The following is an 18,085-nucleotide window of genomic DNA, read 5'->3' as shown; positions in this document are numbered from 1 at the left end:
GGCGGGAGGGTGTTGTGACCGGGGGCGGGTTCGGCTCCGGGTGGGGGTGCCCACGCGGTGGTGTGGACCACATTCGCGCTCGACGCCTCGTGTTCGGCGGCGGTCACCCACTTCTCGACGTCGCGCAGCCAGATGTCGGACGTGTTCACGCTGAACCGATCCTCCCCCCGGAAGCCCCGGCGGGGAGCTTACAACGGGCGCCGGGGGCGGCGTGCCGGAGTGGACTGTCGGCCGCCGCCGCGCCGTCTGCCCGCGGGGCCTGCACCGCGTACCGTTGGGTGGGTGACCACCGCACCGCTGTCGACCGTGACCCTGGGCGACGAGTTCGCCCGCACGCTTCCGGAGATGGCCCTGCCCTGGCAGGCGGACGTGGCCGCCGCGCCGGAGCTGCTCGTGCTCAACGGCGCCCTGGCCGCCGAGTTCGGCCTCGACCCCGGGTGGCTGCGCGGGCCCGAGGGGGTGCGGCTGCTCGTCGGGAACCTGGTGCCAGAGGGGGCCGCACCGGTGGCCCAGGCCTACGCCGGGCACCAGTTCGGGGGCTACTCCCCCCGGCTCGGCGACGGGCGGGCGCTGCTGCTCGGTGAACTCGTCCACGCCGACGGGCTGCCGCGCGACCTGCACCTCAAGGGGTCCGGGCGCACACCCTTCTCCCGAGGTGGGGACGGGTTGGCGGCGGTCGGGCCGATGCTGCGCGAGTACGTCGTCAGCGAGGCGATGCACGCCCTGGGGATCCCCACGACCCGATCGCTGGCCGTGGTGGCGACCGGGACGCCGGTGCACCGGGACGGCCCGCTGCCGGGGGCCGTGCTGGCGCGGGTGGCGAGCAGCCACCTGCGGGTGGGCAGCTTCCAGTACGCCGCCGCGACCGGGGACGTGGACCTGCTGCGCAGGCTCGCCGACCACGCCATCGCCCGCCACCACCCCGACGCCGGGGCGGCCGAGCTGCGGCACCTGGCGCTGTTCGAGGCGGTGGTGGCCGACCAGGCGGCGCTGGTGGCGCGGTGGATGCTGGTGGGCTTCGTGCACGGGGTGATGAACACCGACAACATGACGATCTCCGGTGAGACCATCGACTACGGGCCGTGCGCGTTCATGGAGGCTTTCGACCCGGCCACCGTGTACAGCTCCATCGACCACCAGGGGCGCTACGCCTACGGCAACCAGCCCGCGATGGCGGAGTGGAACCTGGCCCGGCTCGCCGAGGCCATGCTGCCGCTGTTCGCCGACGACCAGGAGCGGGCCGTCGAGCTGGCGGTGCAGGCGCTCGGGGAGTTCCGCAGGCAGTACAACGACGCCTGGACGGCCGGGATGCGGGCCAAGCTCGGCCTGCCCGACAGCCTCGACCCGGCGGCGACCGCGCCGCTGGTCGACGACCTGCTGACCCTGCTTCGGGACAACCACGTCGACCACACCTCGTTCCACCGCCGCCTCGCCGCCGCCGCTCGCGGGGACGCCGAGCCCGCGCGCGAACTGGTCCTCGACCTCGCCGGGATCGACGGCTGGCTGGACCGCTGGCGCGCGCTGGGCCCGGACGCGGAGGCGATGGACCGGGTCAACCCCGTCTACGTCCCCCGCAACCACCTCGTCGAGGAAGCGCTGGCCGCCGCGACCGGTGGCGACCTGGAACCGTTCCGGCGGCTGCTGGACGCGGTGAGCGCTCCCTTCGACGAGCGACCCGGGCTCGACCGCTACGCCGAACCCGCCCCGCGGGACTTCGGTTCCACGTACCAGACCTTCTGCGGGACCTGAGCCGAGCACTGCCTCCGCGACGTCGGGGTCAAACGTCCGCAATGGAGTGGTTTGCCCAGGTCAGCCTCCACACGATGGGGTGACTCCCCCGGCGGGCGCCGAGCTGCCGACGCACCATCGGATTGTTGTCGCAGTTCGCAATTCGGCCGGGGGAATGGACAGGAGGCTGTCATGAAGCGTGCACGTGCTTTGCTGACCGGGGTTTCGGTGTGCCTGGCGTTGACGGTGGTGACGGGTGCCGCACAGGCAACCGGTGCGCCGCAGGCGGACGAGCGGGGAAGCGCAGTGGCGAAGGACGCGTTCAGCGATGAGGTCGTCGCCGCGCACAACGCGGCCAGGGCGCGCTACGGCGCCCCGCCGGTGTCGTGGGACCCCTCCCTGACCGCCGCGACGCAGCAGTACGCGAACGGGTGCCGGTTCAAGCACTCCAACAGCCAGGGCAAGTACGGGGAGAACCTGTACGCCAGCTCCGACCCCAAGGCGGGCATCAAGGAGGCGGTGGACTCCTGGATGGCCGAGGCGTCGAAGTACAACTACAACAACCCCGGCTTCTCGGCCGCCACCGGGCACTTCACCCAGCTCGTGTGGAAGTCGACCACCAAGGTGAGCGCGGTCGTGGTCCAGTGCCGGGCGGGCACGATCATGCAGCAGGCGAGCAGGTTCGTCGTGGTCCGCTACACGCCCCCGGGCAACTACCCGGGCCAGTTCCCGCAGAACGTCGGCCGTCCCGTCAAGTGAGGCGCTGACGGCGCGGGCGCCCGACCGCGAGCCCGTTGCCGGTCCACTCCGGATTTGTCCTGTGTAGACGCGCCAGGACCGCCCGGGGTGGGTCGGCAACGGGCTCTCGCGCGCTCAGAGGCTGGAGAAGTGCGAGGCGTCACCCGTGCGCGGGGTGCTGCGGGTGCCGTCGACGCTGACCGGGACGTCGCCCGCGAGGGTGATGCGGTGCAGGCGGCGCGGGTGGTCGTCGTAGTCGGCGACGGCGTAGTGCTGGGTGGCGCGGTTGTCCCAGATGGCGACGTCGCCCTCCCGCCACTGCCAGCGGACCGTGTTCTCCAGGCGGGTCACGCGGGCCTGGAGCAGTTGGAACAGGGCGGCGGACTCGGTGGAGGACAGGCCGATGAACCGCTTGACGAAGTGGCCGAGGACCAGCGTGCGCTCACCGGTCTCCGGGTGCACGCGGACCACGGGGTGCTCGGTCTCGAACAGCTCGGAGACGAACTCGGCGCGGTACTCCTTGGTCTTGGTGTCCACGCCGCCGATGCGGGTCTCGTCGATGTTGGCCGCGTAGTCGAAGGCGTTGGTGTGCACCGCCCACAGGCCGTCCACGAGCGCCTTGAGCGACGGCGGCAGGGTCTCGTACGCGGCGGCGGTGTTGGCCCACGTGGTGTCGCCGCCGTAGGGCGGCAGGTGCAGGGCGCGCAGGATGCTGACCGACGGGATGCGGTCGACGAAGGTGACGTCGGTGTGCCAGCTGTTGGCCTTGCCGTGCTCGGAGTCGATCGGCAGCACGTTCGCGTTGCGCACGCCCTTGACCGTGGGGTGCGCCAGCGTCGGTTCGCCCAGCAGCGAGGCGAACGCGAGCTGGCCGTCGTCGTCGAGGTGGTGCTGGTCGCGGAAGAAGATGACCTTGTTGGCCAGCAGGGCCCGCCGCACCTCGGCGACGGTCGCGGCGTCGAGGTCGCCGCCGAGGCGCACGCCGTCGACCCTGGCGCCGATGACACCGCCCAGCTTGGTCGTGGTGACCGCGTTCTGCGTTCGCAGGCTCACGGGAACCCCTTTCACGGGTTTGGTGGGATGCGCTGACCGTACGAACGCGCCTGCGCAGCGGACAAGGCTTCTTGCCACACTGAAAATAAGTACGGGCCGGGATTCCACATTGCGGGCAACGTTGACTTCCAGGGCGGTCGAACCGAGCCTTCCTGCTTGTCCGGGTGCCGCAGCAGCCGCCCGGCGACTCATCCGACCGCGCGTGCGGCGGTTCGTCTCCCCTGTGAACAGAAGGGGAAACCGCCGCCCGCCCGCAGAGACAATCGAGGCCGCCCTGTCCAGAAACGCCACCGCCGCGGGCGTGCTCGCCGTGATCCGCCGCGCCGGTCCCCTCTCGCGCGCCGCCATCGGCGAGCGCACGGGCCTGAGCCTGCCCACGGTCAGCCGCAGCGTGTCCGCGCTGATCGAGGTCGGCCTGGTGCGCGAGCACCCGGAACTGGTCCCGGTGGGCAGCATCGGCAGGCCGAGGGTACCGCTGCACCTCGACGACGGGGTGTTCGCCGTCGGCGGTGTCCACATCGGAGTGAGCACCACCACCTACGGCCTGGCGGACCTGCGCGGCGCGATCATCGCCTCGCAGGAGCTGCCGACCCCGTCCGGTGACGCCGAGGACGCCCTGGCGCACATCGCCGGGAAGCTGCGGGCGTTCCTGCGCCGCTTCCCGCGCCGCGTGGTGCTCGGGGTGGGGTTGGCCAGCGGTGGTCAGGTGGACACCGAGCGCGGTCTGCTCGACCACGAGCGGTTGGGCTGGCGGTCGGTGCCCGCCGCGGAGGCGCTGCGCCGCGCCACCGGGCTGCCGGTGCTGCTGGAGGGCCACGTGGCCGCGATGGCCAGCGCGGAAATGGTGTTCGGCCGCGGCGCGAGCGCGCCGAGCCTGCTGTACTTCTACGCCCGCGAGGTCGTCGGCATCGCCCTGGTGGTCGACGGCAGGCTGCACCGCGGACCGTGGGGCGGCAGCACGATCGCGCACCTGCCGGTGGGCGGGCTCGCCGAGTGCCCCTGCGGTGCGCTGGGCTGCCTGGAGGCCGAGGTGTGCGACCGCACCGTGGCCGAGCGCGCCGCGGCGGCGGGGATCGTGGACGAGGCGGACATCCGGCTGGTGCGCGCCGCGGCGGCCGGGGGCGACAGCCGGGCCGTGGGGCTGCTCACCGACCGCGCGCACACCATCGGCCGCGCCGCGGCCATCCTGCGCGACGTGCTCAACCCGCACGCGGTGGTGCTCGGCGGCCAGGCCGTCACCGAGGACCCCGACCGGCTGCCCGACCTGCTGCGCAGCTTCCGCGACACCACCACCCTGCCCGGCACGGCCGACCTGGTGTCGGTCACCCCGTTCGGACCCGCGGTGCAGGCGGTCGCCGCCTGCACCGGACTGCTCACCCGAGTCTTCGAGAACCCCTTCGACTTCGTCCGCCCCACCCGGAAGGCATCGACCCCGTGAACTCCCCCTTGCGCAGACGCGCAGTCCTGCGCGGCGTGGCCGCGACCGCCCTGCTGCTGGCCACGGCCGCCTGCCAGTCCGCTGTGGACGCCCAGTCCGGCAGCCCGGGCGGCGCCCCGAAGCAGGGCGGTGTGGCCGAGGTCGGGGTGAACGTCGACCTCGTCCCCGGCAACATCCTGACCAACAGCAACGTGTCCATCACCACCGTGGTCGGCCTGGTCTACGAGCCGCTCATCCGCTACGGCAAGGACGACCTCAAGCCGCAACCGGCGCTCGCCACCGAGTGGACGGCCGCACCGGACGGCACCTCGCTGACGCTGAAGCTGCGCCAGGGCGTCAAGTTCCACACCGGCCGCCCGTTCACCAGCGAGGACGTCAAGTTCTCCCTCCAGGCCTACGCCGACCCGAAGTGGAACGGGCAGTTGCGCAGCACCGCCGCGGCGATCACCGCCGTGGAGACCCCCTCCCCCACCGAAGTCACGCTCAGGTTGGCGCACCCGGTGAGCAACCTGTTCGACCTGCTCGACACCGCGCCGATCCTCGACAGCGAGACCGCGGCGGACATCGGCACCGGCAAGCGGTTCGTCGGCACCGGACCGTTCCGGTTCGACCAGTGGCGCCCCAACACCGACCTGACCTTCTCCCGCAACCCGGACTACTGGGGCGGCCCGGCGCACCTCGACGGCGTGCACGTGCGGGTCATCCCAGACGGCCAGTCGCTGCTGTCGGCGCTCAAGTCGGGTCAGGTGCAGCTCGCCCGCGGCATCGGCTACCGCGACGCGGAGTCGGTGGCGAACACCCCCGGCGTCACCGTCAAGCCGCTCGACCGCGGCGCCGAGTTGCAGTCCTACGTCGGGGTGAACGTGTCGGTGCCCGGCTTGGACGACCCGAGGGTGCGGCAGGCGATCGGCTTCGCCCTGGACCGCGACCGGATCATCAAGGAGGTCTTCCGCGGTGCCGGGTACCCGACGTCGCTGCCGTGGCCCAAGGGCAGCCCCGCCTTCGACGCCACCCTCGACGGGCACTTCACCCACGACCCGGCGAAGGCGCGGGCGCTGCTGGCCGAGCACGGGCAGCCGGTGCCGACCGTGCCGCTGACCTACGTCGGCACAGACAACGTCGCGACCTCCGTGGCGCAGATCGTGCAGAACGACCTCAGCCGGGTCGGCATCACCGTCGAGCTGCGGCCGGTGGACTCCACGCAGTTCGTCAAGCAGCTCATCGGCGCCCAGTTCCCCGGCCTGTGGACGACCACCCACTCCTGGGCCCAGTTCACCCCGTCCACCCTGGCGGTGAGCGCGTACCCGTTCAACGCCCGCCGCAACGCCTCCCACTTCACCGCCGACGCCTACACCGCCGCGGCCGACAAGGCGTGGCAGGTGCCGGTGGGCGGGGACACCCCGGCCGCGTACGCCGAGCTGTCGAAGCAACTGCTCGACGGTTCGTTCCTGACCGAGATCGGTGTGGTGTTCGAGCAGGTGGTGCTGCGGGATGCGCTGCACGACGTGGACTACACCCGCAGGCGCGAACTCGACCTGAGCAAGGCGTACCTGTCGTGATCCGCTACCTGCTGCGCCGCGTCCCGTCCGCGGTGGCGGTGCTCTGGCTGGCGTCGGTGCTGGTGTTCCTCGTGCTCCGGGCCGTCCCCGGGGACGCGGCCAGCGCCCTCGCCGGTCCGGACGCCACCCCCGAGGTGGTGGCCGCGATCCGCCACGACCTGGGGCTGGACCTGCCGGTGGCCGAGCAGTACGCGCGGTGGGTCGGCGGGCTGCTCTCGGCGGACCTGGGGCGGTCGTACCTCGTCGGCGGGGACATCGCCGACCTGGTTGCCGACGGGCTGGCGAACACGCTGACCCTGACCCTGGCCGCGCTGCTGCTCGCCGTGCTGGTGGCGCTGGTGCTGGGGCCGCTGTGGGCCGTTTCGCGCGGCGGCTGGCTCGACCGGGCGCTGACCGCCTTCCACACCGCGGCGGTCGCGCTGCCGACCTTCGCCACCGGGGTGCTGCTGATCCTGGTGTTCGGGGTGGTGTTCCGGCTGCTGCCCACCGGCGGGGTGCCGCCGGGCGGGCTGCTCGACCGGGTCGACATCACCGCCCAGTACCTGCTGATGCCCGCGGTGTGCCTGGCCCTGCCGGTCTCGGCGGTGCTGACCGGGTTCCTCGCGGAGACGCTGCGCGCGGAACTGCGCCAGGACTACGTGCTCACCGCTCTGGCGGCAGGAGTGTCGCGGCGGTCGGTCGTCTTCTGGCACACCCTGCGCAACGCCCTGCCGGTCAGCATGACCGCGCTGGGCCTGCAAACCGGGTCGCTGCTGGGCGGGGCCGTGCTGGTGGAGTCGATCTTCGCCTGGCCGGGGCTGGGGCTGCTGGTGGAGCAGGGCATCACCCGCCGCGACTACCCCGTGGTGCAGGTGCTGCTGATGCTGTCGGTGGCGGTGTTCGTGGTCATCCAGCTCCTGACCGACGTGGCGCACGCGTGGCTGGACCCGCGGGTGCGGTTGGGGGGTGCGCGGTGAGGCGGCTGCCAGCCCAGGTGCTCGTGGGGGGTGTGCTCGTCGGGCTGGTCGTGGTGGCCGGGCTGCTCGGGCCGCTGCTGGTCCCGCACGACCCGTACACCCAGATCGACGGCGCGAACCTGCTCGGCCCGTCCGCGGCGCACCCGCTGGGCACCGACGAGCTCAACCGCGACATCCTCGCCCGGCTGCTCACCGGCATCCGGGTGGACCTGCTGACCAGCTTCGTCGCGGTCCCGCTCGGCGCGCTGCTCGGGTGCGCGGTCGGTGCGCTGGCCACGGTGAACGCGGCACTGGACGTGGCCGTGCAGCGGGTGTTCGACGTGCTGCTGGCCTTCCCGCAGCTCATCCTGGCCATCGGCCTCGCCGCGGTCATCGGCCCCGGTGCCACGTCGGTGGTGCTGGTCGTGGTGCTGGTGGAGATCCCGGTGTTCGGCAGGCTGCTGCGCGCGGCGGTGCTGCGGGTGCGCGAGGCCCAGTTCGTCACCGCGAGCGAGGTGGCGGGCGGTGGGCGGGGCTGGGTGCTGCGCACGCACGTGCTGCCCAACTGCCGCGGGCCGGTGCTGGTGCAGCTCGCCCTGTCCATGTCGGTGGCGGTGTTCATCGAGGGGGCGATGAGCGTGCTGGGCATCGGCGTCACCCCGCCGAACCCGTCGCTGGGGTCGCTGCTGGCCACGTCCCTGCGCTACCTCGACCTCAACCCGCTGTTCGCCGTCGGTCCGCTGGTGGTGATCGCGGCGCTGGTGCTCGGCTTCGGGCTGCTGGCGCGCGGTGCGGGCAACCCGGCCCTGGAGGCGGTATGAGCACCCCACCCCACGCCCGCGGCTACACCGGCTTCCCCGGCCGGGTCGGGCGGACCTTCGCCGAGTCCCGGCCCGCCTGGCCAGCCGAGCCGGGCCGGGCGGGCAGGCCGAACATCGTGGTCGTGCTGGTCGACGACCTCGGCTACGCCGACATCGGCCCGTTCGGCGGCGAGGTCGACACCCCGGCGCTGGACGCGCTGGCCGCGGGCGGGCTGCGGCTGAGCAACTACCACACGACCCCGCTGTGCTCGCCGTCCCGCGCGGCGCTGCTGACCGGGTTGAACCCGCACCGGGCCGGGTTCGCGTTCCCGGCCAACTCCGACCCCGGCTACCCCGGGTTCTCCTTCCAGCTTCCCGACGACGCCCCGTCGCTGCCGGAGTCGCTGCGCGCGGCGGGCTACGCCACCCTCGCGGTCGGCAAGTGGCACCTGACCAGGGACGCGGCGAGCCACGACGCGGCCGACCGGTCGTCGTGGCCGCTGCAACGCGGGTTCGACCGGTACTTCGGCAGCCTGGAGGGGTTGACCAACCTGCACCACCCGCACCGGCTGGTGTGGGACAACAGCCCCTACGACGTGGCGGACTACCGCGACGGCTACCACCTGACCGACGACCTGACCGACCGCGCCATCGGCATGGTCGACACCCTGCGGGCCAGCGATCCGGACAAGCCGTTCTTCCTGTACTTCGCCCACCACGCCATGCACGGCCCGCTCGGCGCCACGCCTGCCGACCTGGCCCACTACCGGGGCCGCTACGACGAGGGCTGGGACGTCATCCGGGAGCGGCGCTTCGCCAAGCAGCTCGCCGAGGGCCTGTTCCCGCCCGGCACCACCCTGCCGCCGCGCAACAGCGAACCGGGCCGGGACGTGCCGCCGTGGTCGGAGGTGCCCGCGGACCGGCGGGAGTTCTTCGCCCGGTACATGGAGGTGTACGCGGCCACGCTGCACGCGGTGGACCGCAGCGTCGGGCGGGTCGTGGAGGCGCTGCGCAGGCACGGTGAACTCGACAACACCATCGTCGTGTTCACCTCCGACAACGGCGCCACCGCGGAGGGTGGCCCGGAGGGCACGCGCAGCTACTTCAGCCAGTTCGTGCACGTGCCCGGTGTCCCGTCCACCTGGGACCGCGACGTGGCCAGGGACCTGGACCTGCTCGGCGGCCCGCAGGCGACCGTGCACTACCCGCGCGGCTGGGCGCAGGCGTCGAACACCCCGTTCCGGCTCTACAAGTCCGACACCTACGCGGGCGGGGTCCGCACGCCGTTCCTCGCCCACTGGCCCGCCGGGCTGCAACCGGGCCTGCGCCACCAGTACGCCTACGTCACCGACGTGACGCCGACGCTGCTGGAGCTGGCGGGCGTGCCCCGGTTGGAGGCTCGCCACGGCGTGCCCGCGGTCGAGGAGGACGGGGTGAGCGTGGTGCCCGTGCTGCGCGACCCGGACGCGGCGAGCCCGCACACCAGCCAGTACACCGAGACCGGCGGCAACCGCGGCTACTACGCCGACGGGTGGAAGGTCGTCACCCGCCACGTCCCCGGAACCGCCTACGACGACGGCGAGTGGGAGCTGTACCACGTGGCGGAGGACCCGACGGAGACCGAGGACGTCGCCGCCGCGCACCCGGGCAAGCTCGCCGAACTGGCGGCGGCGTGGGAGCGGGAAGCCTGGCGCAACACGGTGTTCCCGCTGACCGACCACGGCCCGGCCGCGCACCTGCGCCGCCCGTCCGACGAGCGGTTCAGCCGCCCGGTGACCCTGTACCCGGGGACGCCCACGCTGGAGCGCTACCGGTCCGCGCAACTGGTCCAGTTCCGCGACTTCACCGCCACCGCGGCCGTCGACTTCCACCCGGGCGACCGGGGTGTGCTGTTCGCGCACGGCGACCAGGGCGGCGGGTACGTGGTGTTCGTCGACCGGGACGCGGTCCACCTGACCTACAACGCCTACGGAAAGCCGTTCCGCTCCGAGCCGCTGCCCCTGCGGGATGGCGATGTCGAGGTCCGGCTGACCGCGCGGGCGCTGCCGGACTTCGAGTGGGCCCTGACCTTGACCGCGGGCGATTCGGCCGCCTCGATCGGACCGGTGCCCCAGTTGATCGGCTTGGCCCCCTTCACCGGAATCAGCGTCGGCGCCGACCGCGGCGGCCCGGTGGACTGGGACCTGCACACCGCCGAGCGGGCGTTCCCGTACACCGGCGCGCTGCGGCACGTGCGCTACGAACCCGGGCCGCAGGCCGCCTACGACCCCGCCCTCCTCGCCCGGCTGTGGGCCGAGGCCGAACGCGTCTACGACTAGGACCCCCGAGATGACCGACAGCGTGCTGACCGTCGACGGCCTGACCGTCGACTTCGGACCCACCCCGGCGGTGCGGGGGGTGGGGTTCCGGATCGACCCTGGTGAGGTGGTGGCCCTGGTGGGCGAGTCCGGGTCGGGCAAGTCGGTGACCGCCCGGGCCGTGCTGGGCCTGCTGCCCGGCACCGCCACCGTCCGCGGCAGCGCCCGCCTGGGCGAGCGGGAGCTGATCGGCGCACCCGAACCGACCCTGCGCCGGGTCAGGGGCCGGGAGGTCTCCATGGTCTTCCAAGACCCGGCGACGGCGCTGAACCCGGTGTTCACCATCGGCAGGCAGCTACGCACCACCCTGCGCGCCCACCGCCGCCTCACCCGCGCCCAGGCCGACGCCGAGGCGGTGCGCCTGCTGGAGCTGGTCGGCATCCCCGACCCGGCCGCGCGCACCCGCCACTACCCGCACCAGCTCTCCGGCGGCCAGCGCCAACGGGTGGTCATCGCCATCGCCCTGGCCAACGACCCGCGACTGATCATCGCCGACGAACCCACGACCGCGCTGGACGTGACGGTCCAGGCGGAGATCCTGGCCCTGCTCCGCGACCTGCGCGACCGCCTGGGCACGGCCGTCCTCCTGATCACCCACAACATGGGCGTCGTCGCCGAACTCGCCGACCGGGTCGTCGTCCTGCGCGACGGCCTGGTCGAGGAGGACGCCCCGGTGCACCGGCTGTTCACCGAACCGGCCCGCCCCTACACCCGGCTCCTGCTGGACTCCGTCCCCCGCCTGGGTCACCGCCCACCGGCCACGCCGGTCACCACCGACACCGACGCCCTGCGCCTCACCGACCTCGTCGTCACCTACCCCGGCGGCCGGGGCCGCCCCGACTTCCGCGCCGTCGACGGCGTCACCCTGCGGGTCGGCCGCGGTGAGGTGGTCGGCCTGGTCGGCGAGTCCGGGTCGGGCAAGTCCACCATCGGCCGGGTCGCCGCGGGCCTGCTGCGCCCCACCTCGGGCTCGGCCCGGCTGCTCGACGCACCGCTGGAACGGCTGTCCCGGCGCGACCTGCGCGCCACCCGCGCCCGCCTCGGCTTCGCCTTCCAGGACCCGGGCAGCTCCCTGGACCCCCTGCTGACGGTCGCCGAGTGCGTCGCCGAACCCTTCCGCATCCACGGCGTGGACGGCGCCGCCCAGCGCGTCCCGGAACTCCTCGACGCGGTCCGCCTCCCCGCCGCCCACGCCACCCGCAAACCCACCGAACTCTCCGGCGGCCAACGCCAGCGCGTCGGCCTGGCCCGGGCCCTCGCCCTGCACCCGGACCTGCTGATCGCCGACGAACCCACCAGCGCCCTCGACGTCTCGGTGCAGGCGGCGATCCTGGAACTGCTGGCGGACCTGCAACGGGACCTGGGCTTCGCCTGCCTGTTCATCAGCCACGACCTGGCCGTGGTGGATGCCCTGGCCCACCGGGTGGTCGTGCTGCGGGCGGGGAAGGTCGAGGAGGAGGGCCCGCACGACGAGGTGCTGCGCACCCCCAGGGCCGACTACACCCGCCGCCTGGTGGCCGCCGTCCCCGTCCTCGACCCCGCCGCCCGCCGCCCGGCCCTCACCGCCGCCTCGACGCCCTGAGCCGGACCTGCTCGGACTACCCACGTTGGGGATGGTTCCGGCGGGTGGCGCCGGTGAGACTGGTGGGGCTTCGGACGCGCGGGGGGCGGTTCGACCGGCTACTGCATCACTTTCCAACTGGCGGCCAGCTCGACGCGGGAGGCGACGTTCATCTTCTGGAAGACCTTCTTCAGGTGGAAGGCCACCGTGTGCTGGGAGATGAAGAGCTGCCTGCCCACCTCGTTGTTGGTGTGCCCCTGGCTGACGAGGTCGGCGACCGCGAACTCCGCGTCGGTGAGGCCGTGGTGCATGGGGCCCTCGCGTTCCACGGTGCGGGTGGCGCCCCGGCGGACGCCGAAGTCCCGCAGCTTGTTGACCACGCGGGAGGCGTCGCGGGTGGCGCCGATCGCGTTGTAGGTGCTCAGGATCGACTCGAAGGCGCGGATCGCCCTGTCGCGTTCGGAGCAGCGCTCGGCCAGGGAGGTGGCCATGTCCTCCCGCGCGGACGCCCCGCACCACCGGTCGGGGTAGAGGTCGGCCGCCTGGAGGAGCTTGTCGGGGTCGCCCTCCAGCAGGCCCGCGGCGTGCAGGGCCGACCCCCTGATGACGTTGAAGCGGGGGTGGTGGGCGGAGGCATCCGCGGCGGCGGTCACGGTCGTCCGCGCCAGGTCGTCGGCGCCCAGCTTGCCCGCGGCGCGGACCAGCCAGGAGGCGGCGGCGGGCTCGGACACGAGGAGTTGGCGCAGGACGACGGGGTTGGTGACGATGCCCGCGATGAGGCCCGCCGCGCTCGCCACGCCGCTGCGGGCCTCCATGGCGTGGGCGGTCACCCACGCGCCCGCGGCGTGGCCGTAGCCCAGGAGGGCCTCGTCGGCGAGCTTGTCCACGAAGTGGAGGCAGACCCGCATGTCGGCCCGGCGGAGCGCGCCGAGCGCCATCACCACGTAGCCGGGCGGGCGCAGGGAGCGGACCCCGCACCGCTCGGCGATCCGCAGGCCCGCGCTCACCTCGGCCACCGCGTCGTCGGTGGCGCCCATGGCGAACAGCAGCTCGCCCCGGACGGCGTGGGACATGGCGACCATCCGCTGCGGCTGCGCTCCACCGCCGGGCACCTCGATGGCGTCGAGCACCAGGCTGCTCGCTTCGAGTTCCCTGGCCTTGATGAGCAGCTTCACGTACCAGAACTGGGCCTGCTGGCAGAACTCGTGGGGTTCGCGGCACTCGACGGCGGTCGCGGCGGCGGCGTACCGCAGGCCCAGGTCGAGCCGCCCCTCGTACCAGGAGGAGGTGGAGCGCTCGAGGAGTTCGGCGACTTCGCACGACTCGCGCACCGGGTCGTCGACGAAGCCCGCGAAGGGATCTTGGACGAATCGCATGTCGGTTCACCTAACGACGGTTGGCCATCCGGGTCACACGCGAGGCGACAGCGCTCTCAGCGGGGGGTCGGAGCCCCGCCGAGAACGCGTTCTCGGCCTCGGACCGCAACTGTTCGCCGCGTTGTCCGATCGCGACCGAATGCACTGCCAACACGTCGATGGGCGCCGTGCTCAAACAAACAAGGCACAGTAAACCCCTCGTAGTTGGTTTCTCACAGACTACAGCCGGTAACGTATCATGACTGCGCCACTGTGATGCACGTCGCAGTCTGCAAGCCGTCGAAAGCAGCGTGTCTTTCCAACTGCCGGTGCGCGCACTTCGCGTGCGCACATCAGGGCAGTCTGCGGCGGCGGCAGTTGTCGAGACCATCGAGACAGTGTTCAGCTCGGGTATTCCCGCTGTTCACAGCACTCTGACCAGCCGGACCCGCGCGACCGGAAGGCCGGTCGAGCGCGTTGTCGGGGCACCTGACCCAGGGGGTGGGAATCGGGCGCACAAGAGACCGGCCACTGGACCACAGAGACCGCGACTGGTCCGGCCGTGGGAATGCTGTCACAGACAGTAATGATCTGCGCTTAACCCAAAGGGGGTTCCGACAATTCACTGGCCCACCGGTGGGATAACACTACCCGTATGCGCTGGAGGTCCCCCGGGGTTCGAGCGAGCAGTCCGATGCCATTCCGACCTGATGTGATTAATCAGGGTTGCGCGTGCGCGTCAGTGGCCGTTCGCCGCCCGCCGCGCGATCAGCTCGGGCCACCCGGTGTCCCGGCGCACAGGTGCAGCAGCGCCCGGGCGGCCAAGCGGTAGCCGAAGGCGCCGAGGCCGACCACCACACCGCTCGCCAGCGGGGCGATCACCGAGTCGTGCCGGAACCTCTCCCGCGCCCACACGTTGCTCAGGTGCACCTCCACCCACGGCGGCGCGTAGCTGGCCAGCGCGTCGCGCAGGCTCCACCCGGCGATCATGAGGGCACCGGGGTTGACGATGGCGCCGACGGTGCTGCCGCGGTGCCGGTGGATCGCGCCCACCAGGTCGCCCTCCGAGTCGTGCTGCACCGAGGCGACCTCCCAGCCCCGGACGCGCACCTCCTCGGCGACCGCGGCTTCGATGTCCGCCAACGTGTCGGTGCCGTACACCTCCGGTTCCCGCTGGCCCAGGATGCCCAGGTTCGGACCGTTCAGAAGGAGCACGACGCTCACGGGACACCTCGCTGTTCACCGGCCTGCGGGGACTCCTCCATGCTGTCGAGGCGGGCCGCGGGGCACCACCGCCAGGGTTGGTAGTCGCTACGGGGCGGCGTCCCAGGCCACGGGCAGGCTGTGGACGCCGTAGACGGCCATCTTCTCGCGCAGCGGGACCTGCTCGGCCGGGACCGCCAGGCGCAGCCCGGGCAGCCGCCGCACCAGCTCGGTGAACCCGATGACCAGTTCGAGCCGCGCCAGTTGCTGGCCGATGCACTGGTGGATGCCGTGGCCGAAGGCGAGGTTGCCCTGGCGCGGGCGGCTGAGGTCGAACTCGCCCGGTCGGTCGTGGTGGCGCGGGTCCCGGTTCGCCTCGGACACCGAGATGATGACCAGCGCGCCCGCCGGGATGACCCGGCCCGCGACCTCCACCTCCGCGGTCGTGGTGCGCAGCAGGCCGTGGTGGATGACAGTCAGGTAGCGCAGCAGCTCCTCGATCGCCCCGTCGACCAGCTCGGGGCGGTCGCGCAGCACCCGGAGCTGCTCGGGGTGCTCCAGGAGGGCGAAGGTGCCCAGCGCCAGCATGTTCGCGCTCGTCTCGTGCCCGCCCGCGAGCAGCAGGGTCGCCATGCCCGCCACCTCCTGGTCGGTGAGCGGGGGTTCCGCCGGGGTGTGGATGAGCCCGGAGAGCAGGTCGTCGGTGGGGGTGGCGCGCTTGCGCCGCACCTGGGCGAGGAGGAACTGCCGCAGCTCGTCGAGGGCGGCGAGCTGCTCGTCGATGGAGACCCGCAGGTCGAGCAGCTTGGCGGTGCGGACCTGGAACTCCGCGCGGTCGGCGTAGGCGACGCCGAGCAGTTCGCAGATCACCAGGGACGGCACCGCCAGGGCGAAGTCCGGCACCAGGTCGGCGCTGGTGCCCGCGGCGAGCATGCCGTCGAGCCGCTCGGCGACGATCTCGCGGATGCGCGGTTCGAGCTGCCGGATCCGCCGGACGGTGAACTGCCCGGCCAGCAGCCTGCGGTAGCGGGTGTGGGCGGGCGCGTCCATGGCGATGAAGTTGCCCGCGACCGCGTCCTCGTGCGTGAGCTGCGCGCGCAGCTCCGGCGGGAGCTTGACGACCAGCGGGTTGCGCAGCCGGTCGGAGCTGAGCCGGGGGTCGCCGAGCAGGGTGCGGGCCTCGTCGTGCCCGGTGACCAGCCAGCCGGTGTCGCCGTCGGTCAGCCGGATCGGGAGCACCTCGCCCTCCTCGCGGCACTCGGTGAGCATGGCGGGCGGGTCGAACGGGCAGGTACCGCGGTCGGTGAGCCCCTCGGGGAAGGGCAGTCGGTAGACCGGTCTGTCCTCATCGGACGGCGCGGCGGATTCCGTCGTGGAGCTGCTCATCGGTGGTCCTGTTCCCGGCGGAATCCAGACCCCGGCCGCCGTCAACGGGGTGTTGCCTCGAAGATACCGATTTCCGAACAGTGCGCAACGATTTATCCGATTCGGGCGGATGACCGCGCCCATGCACGCCCCCGAAGGTCGAGCCACACTTCTCGACCATCACGCTTCCGTTGTGCAGCAGTGGTTCCAGCGACATACGATTGACGTGGGGACCGCGGCGGGGCGGCGGCAGGTTAGTGCAGGAATGACCGGATGGGCATCCCCCAACCTGATAGTCTTCCCTTTCCTTGACACGTTACGAGGAGCCCAATACCGTTCTGTCGAATCCAGTGACGCGAATCCGATGCTGTGAACAACGCGCACCTGCGAGGTTTCCTTGACGCCGTTGGGTGGAGTGGACGCGGACGTCGTCATCGTCGGCAACGGGCCGATCGGGGCCGCGCTGTCGGTGCTGCTCGCCCAGCGCGGTCGGCGGGTCGTCGTGCTCGAACGCCGCCCCCGGCCCTACCGGCTGCCCCGGGCGACCAGCTTCGACGGGGAGACCGCCCGGCTGCTGGCCGCGACCGGGATCGGCCCGGACCTCGGCCGGATCACCGAGCCCGCCAACGGCTACCAGTGGCAGACCGCGGGCGGCGCGGTGCTGCTGGACATCGCGTTCACCACGGCGGGCCGCTACGGCTGGCCGGACGCCAACACCGTGCACCAGCCCGCCCTGGAGGAGTTGATCGCGGCCAGGGTGGCGGCGCTGCCCGGGATCGCGGTGCTGCGCGGGCACGAGGTCGTGGGGATCGCCGACGGCGAGGAAGGGGTGGAGGTGACCGCCACCACCGACGACGGCGCCACCCGCGTCCTGTCCGCGCGGTGGGTGGTCGGGTGCGACGGCGCCAACAGCTTCGTGCGCGAGCACCTCGACGTTCCCGTCACCGACCTCGGGTTCTCCCACGAGTGGCTGCTCTGCGACGTGGAGCTGCGCGAACCGCGCAAGTTCGTCCCCACCAACGTGCAGGTCTGCGACCCGGAGCGGCCCACGACCCTGGTGGGCAGCGGCCCGGGGCGCAGGCGCTGGGAGTTCATGCGCCTGCCGGGTGAGAGCACCGCCGAGCTGAACCGGGAGGAGACGGCCTGGCGGCTGCTGGCGCCGTTCGGCGTCACCCCGGACACCGCCACCCTGCTGCGCAGCACCACGTACATGTTCCAGGCCAGGTGGGCGGACCGGTGGCGGGTGGGGCACGTCCTGCTGGCCGGGGACGCCGCCCACCTCATGCCGCCCTTCGCCGGTCAGGGCATGTGCTCCGGCATCCGGGACGTGGTCAACCTGGCCTGGAAGCTGGACCTGGTGCTGCGCGGGGTCGCGGCCGGGGCGCTGCTGGACAGCTACACCGAGGAACGCCGGGAGCAGGCCAAGGCGGCGATCCTGGCGTCGGTCCAGTTGGGACGGGTGATCTGCGTGACCGACCCGGTGGCCGCCGCCGAGCGGGACGCCACGGTGCTGGCCAACCGGCGGGGCAGGCCGCCGACGCGGCCGGAGGAGGCGAAGCCGCTCACCGGTGGGCTGCTGCACCGGGGGGCGGGGCCGCCCGCGGGGGCGGTCCTGCCGCAGGGGCGGGTGGACCTGCGGGGCCGAACCGGGCTGTTCGATGACGTCGTCGGCCGGGGTTTCCTGCTGCTGACCACCGGAGACCCGCTTCCCGCCCTCGACGAGGACCGGCTCTCGTTCCTCGCCGACCTGGGTGGCCGCGTGGTGCGGCTGCTCCCCCGCGGGCAGGCACCCGATGGCAGTTCGGTGGTGGACCTGGACGACGTCTACCGGCCGTACCTGGCCCGGTTCGGGGCGACGGCGGTGCTCGTGCGCCCGGACCACCACGTCTTCGGTGCGGTGAGCAGCCAGGACGGCATCCCGGCGCTGATCGACGACCTGCGCTCCCAGGTGTGCGCGCCCGCACCGCACCCGGTGCGCTGACCGCCCCCGCCT

Annotated in this window: 13 protein-coding genes; 9 read left to right on the top strand and 4 right to left on the bottom strand. The window is 72.7% G+C overall.

Annotated elements, in window-relative coordinates; all coding sequences use genetic code 11:
• Positions 1-282: 282 nt before the first annotated feature.
• The gene (locus tag L6E12_RS09000; RefSeq protein WP_236227424.1) at positions 283-1,749 is read left to right on the top strand and encodes a YdiU family protein; all 1,467 of its coding nucleotides are present in this window, start codon (positions 283-285) and stop codon (positions 1,747-1,749) included.
• Positions 1,750-1,920: 171 nt separating this feature from the next.
• Entirely contained in the window at positions 1,921-2,487 is a 567-nt protein-coding gene (locus tag L6E12_RS08995) for a CAP family protein (RefSeq protein WP_236227423.1), read from the top strand.
• A 114-nt stretch (positions 2,488-2,601) separates the two neighbouring features.
• Here L6E12_RS08995 and L6E12_RS08990 read toward each other — a convergent pair whose 3' ends face one another.
• A complete protein-coding gene (locus tag L6E12_RS08990) occupies positions 2,602-3,519 on the bottom strand; it encodes a TauD/TfdA family dioxygenase (RefSeq protein ID WP_308074481.1) in 918 nt (305 codons plus the stop codon).
• Between the two features lie 262 nt (positions 3,520-3,781).
• Here L6E12_RS08990 and L6E12_RS08985 point away from each other — a divergent pair, with 262 nt between their 5' ends.
• The 6 genes from L6E12_RS08985 to L6E12_RS08960 are packed head-to-tail and all read left to right on the top strand — an operon-like array spanning position 3,782 to position 12,190.
• The gene (locus L6E12_RS08985) at positions 3,782-4,957 is read left to right on the top strand and encodes an ROK family protein (protein WP_374201852.1); all 1,176 of its coding nucleotides are present in this window, start codon (positions 3,782-3,784) and stop codon (positions 4,955-4,957) included.
• An 8-nt stretch (positions 4,958-4,965) separates the two neighbouring features.
• Positions 4,966-6,516, top strand: coding sequence for an ABC transporter substrate-binding protein (locus L6E12_RS08980; protein WP_236227421.1), 1,551 nt, complete (start codon positions 4,966-4,968; stop codon positions 6,514-6,516).
• Complete coding sequence (locus tag L6E12_RS08975) at positions 6,513-7,472, top strand: ABC transporter permease (protein ID WP_236227420.1); 960 nt, start codon at positions 6,513-6,515, stop codon at positions 7,470-7,472. The genes L6E12_RS08980 and L6E12_RS08975 overlap by 4 nt, the downstream gene beginning before the upstream one ends.
• Positions 7,469-8,272, top strand: coding sequence for an ABC transporter permease (locus L6E12_RS08970; RefSeq protein WP_236227419.1), 804 nt, complete (start codon positions 7,469-7,471; stop codon positions 8,270-8,272). The genes L6E12_RS08975 and L6E12_RS08970 overlap by 4 nt, the downstream gene beginning before the upstream one ends.
• The gene (locus tag L6E12_RS08965) at positions 8,269-10,569 is read left to right on the top strand and encodes an arylsulfatase (RefSeq protein ID WP_236227418.1); all 2,301 of its coding nucleotides are present in this window, start codon (positions 8,269-8,271) and stop codon (positions 10,567-10,569) included. Before L6E12_RS08970 ends, L6E12_RS08965 begins: the two co-directional genes overlap by 4 nt.
• Positions 10,570-10,579: 10 nt before the next feature.
• The gene (locus L6E12_RS08960; protein WP_236227417.1) at positions 10,580-12,190 is read left to right on the top strand and encodes an ABC transporter ATP-binding protein; all 1,611 of its coding nucleotides are present in this window, start codon (positions 10,580-10,582) and stop codon (positions 12,188-12,190) included.
• A gap of 98 nt (positions 12,191-12,288) precedes the next feature.
• Here the strand turns inward: L6E12_RS08960 and L6E12_RS08955 are convergent, their stop codons facing one another.
• The 3 genes from L6E12_RS08955 to L6E12_RS08945 form a co-directional block, all read right to left on the bottom strand.
• Positions 12,289-13,545 (bottom strand): LuxR C-terminal-related transcriptional regulator, encoded by a 1,257-nt coding sequence (locus L6E12_RS08955; RefSeq protein WP_236227416.1) that lies wholly within the window; start codon positions 13,543-13,545, stop codon positions 12,289-12,291.
• Positions 13,546-14,292: 747 nt separating this feature from the next.
• Positions 14,293-14,748 carry a type II 3-dehydroquinate dehydratase gene (locus L6E12_RS08950; protein WP_236227415.1) on the bottom strand — a complete coding sequence of 152 codons (456 nt, stop codon included), beginning with the start codon at positions 14,746-14,748 and terminating at the stop codon, positions 14,293-14,295.
• A gap of 87 nt (positions 14,749-14,835) precedes the next feature.
• Complete coding sequence (locus L6E12_RS08945) at positions 14,836-16,113, bottom strand: cytochrome P450 (RefSeq protein WP_236227414.1); 1,278 nt, start codon at positions 16,111-16,113, stop codon at positions 14,836-14,838.
• Between the two features lie 394 nt (positions 16,114-16,507).
• Here L6E12_RS08945 and L6E12_RS08940 point away from each other — a divergent pair, with 394 nt between their 5' ends.
• Positions 16,508-18,073: a bifunctional 3-(3-hydroxy-phenyl)propionate/3-hydroxycinnamic acid hydroxylase gene (locus L6E12_RS08940; RefSeq protein WP_236227413.1), complete on the top strand. Its 1,566-nt coding sequence runs from the start codon at positions 16,508-16,510 to the stop codon at positions 18,071-18,073.
• Positions 18,074-18,085: the final 12 nt, after the last annotated feature.

It is taken from the genome of Actinokineospora sp. PR83 (assembly GCF_021056305.1).
Classification (GTDB): Bacteria; Actinomycetota; Actinomycetes; order Mycobacteriales; family Pseudonocardiaceae; genus Actinokineospora; species Actinokineospora spheciospongiae.
The sequence above is the reverse complement of the archived record's forward strand: the minus strand, read 5'-3'. Positions and strand labels throughout refer to the sequence as shown.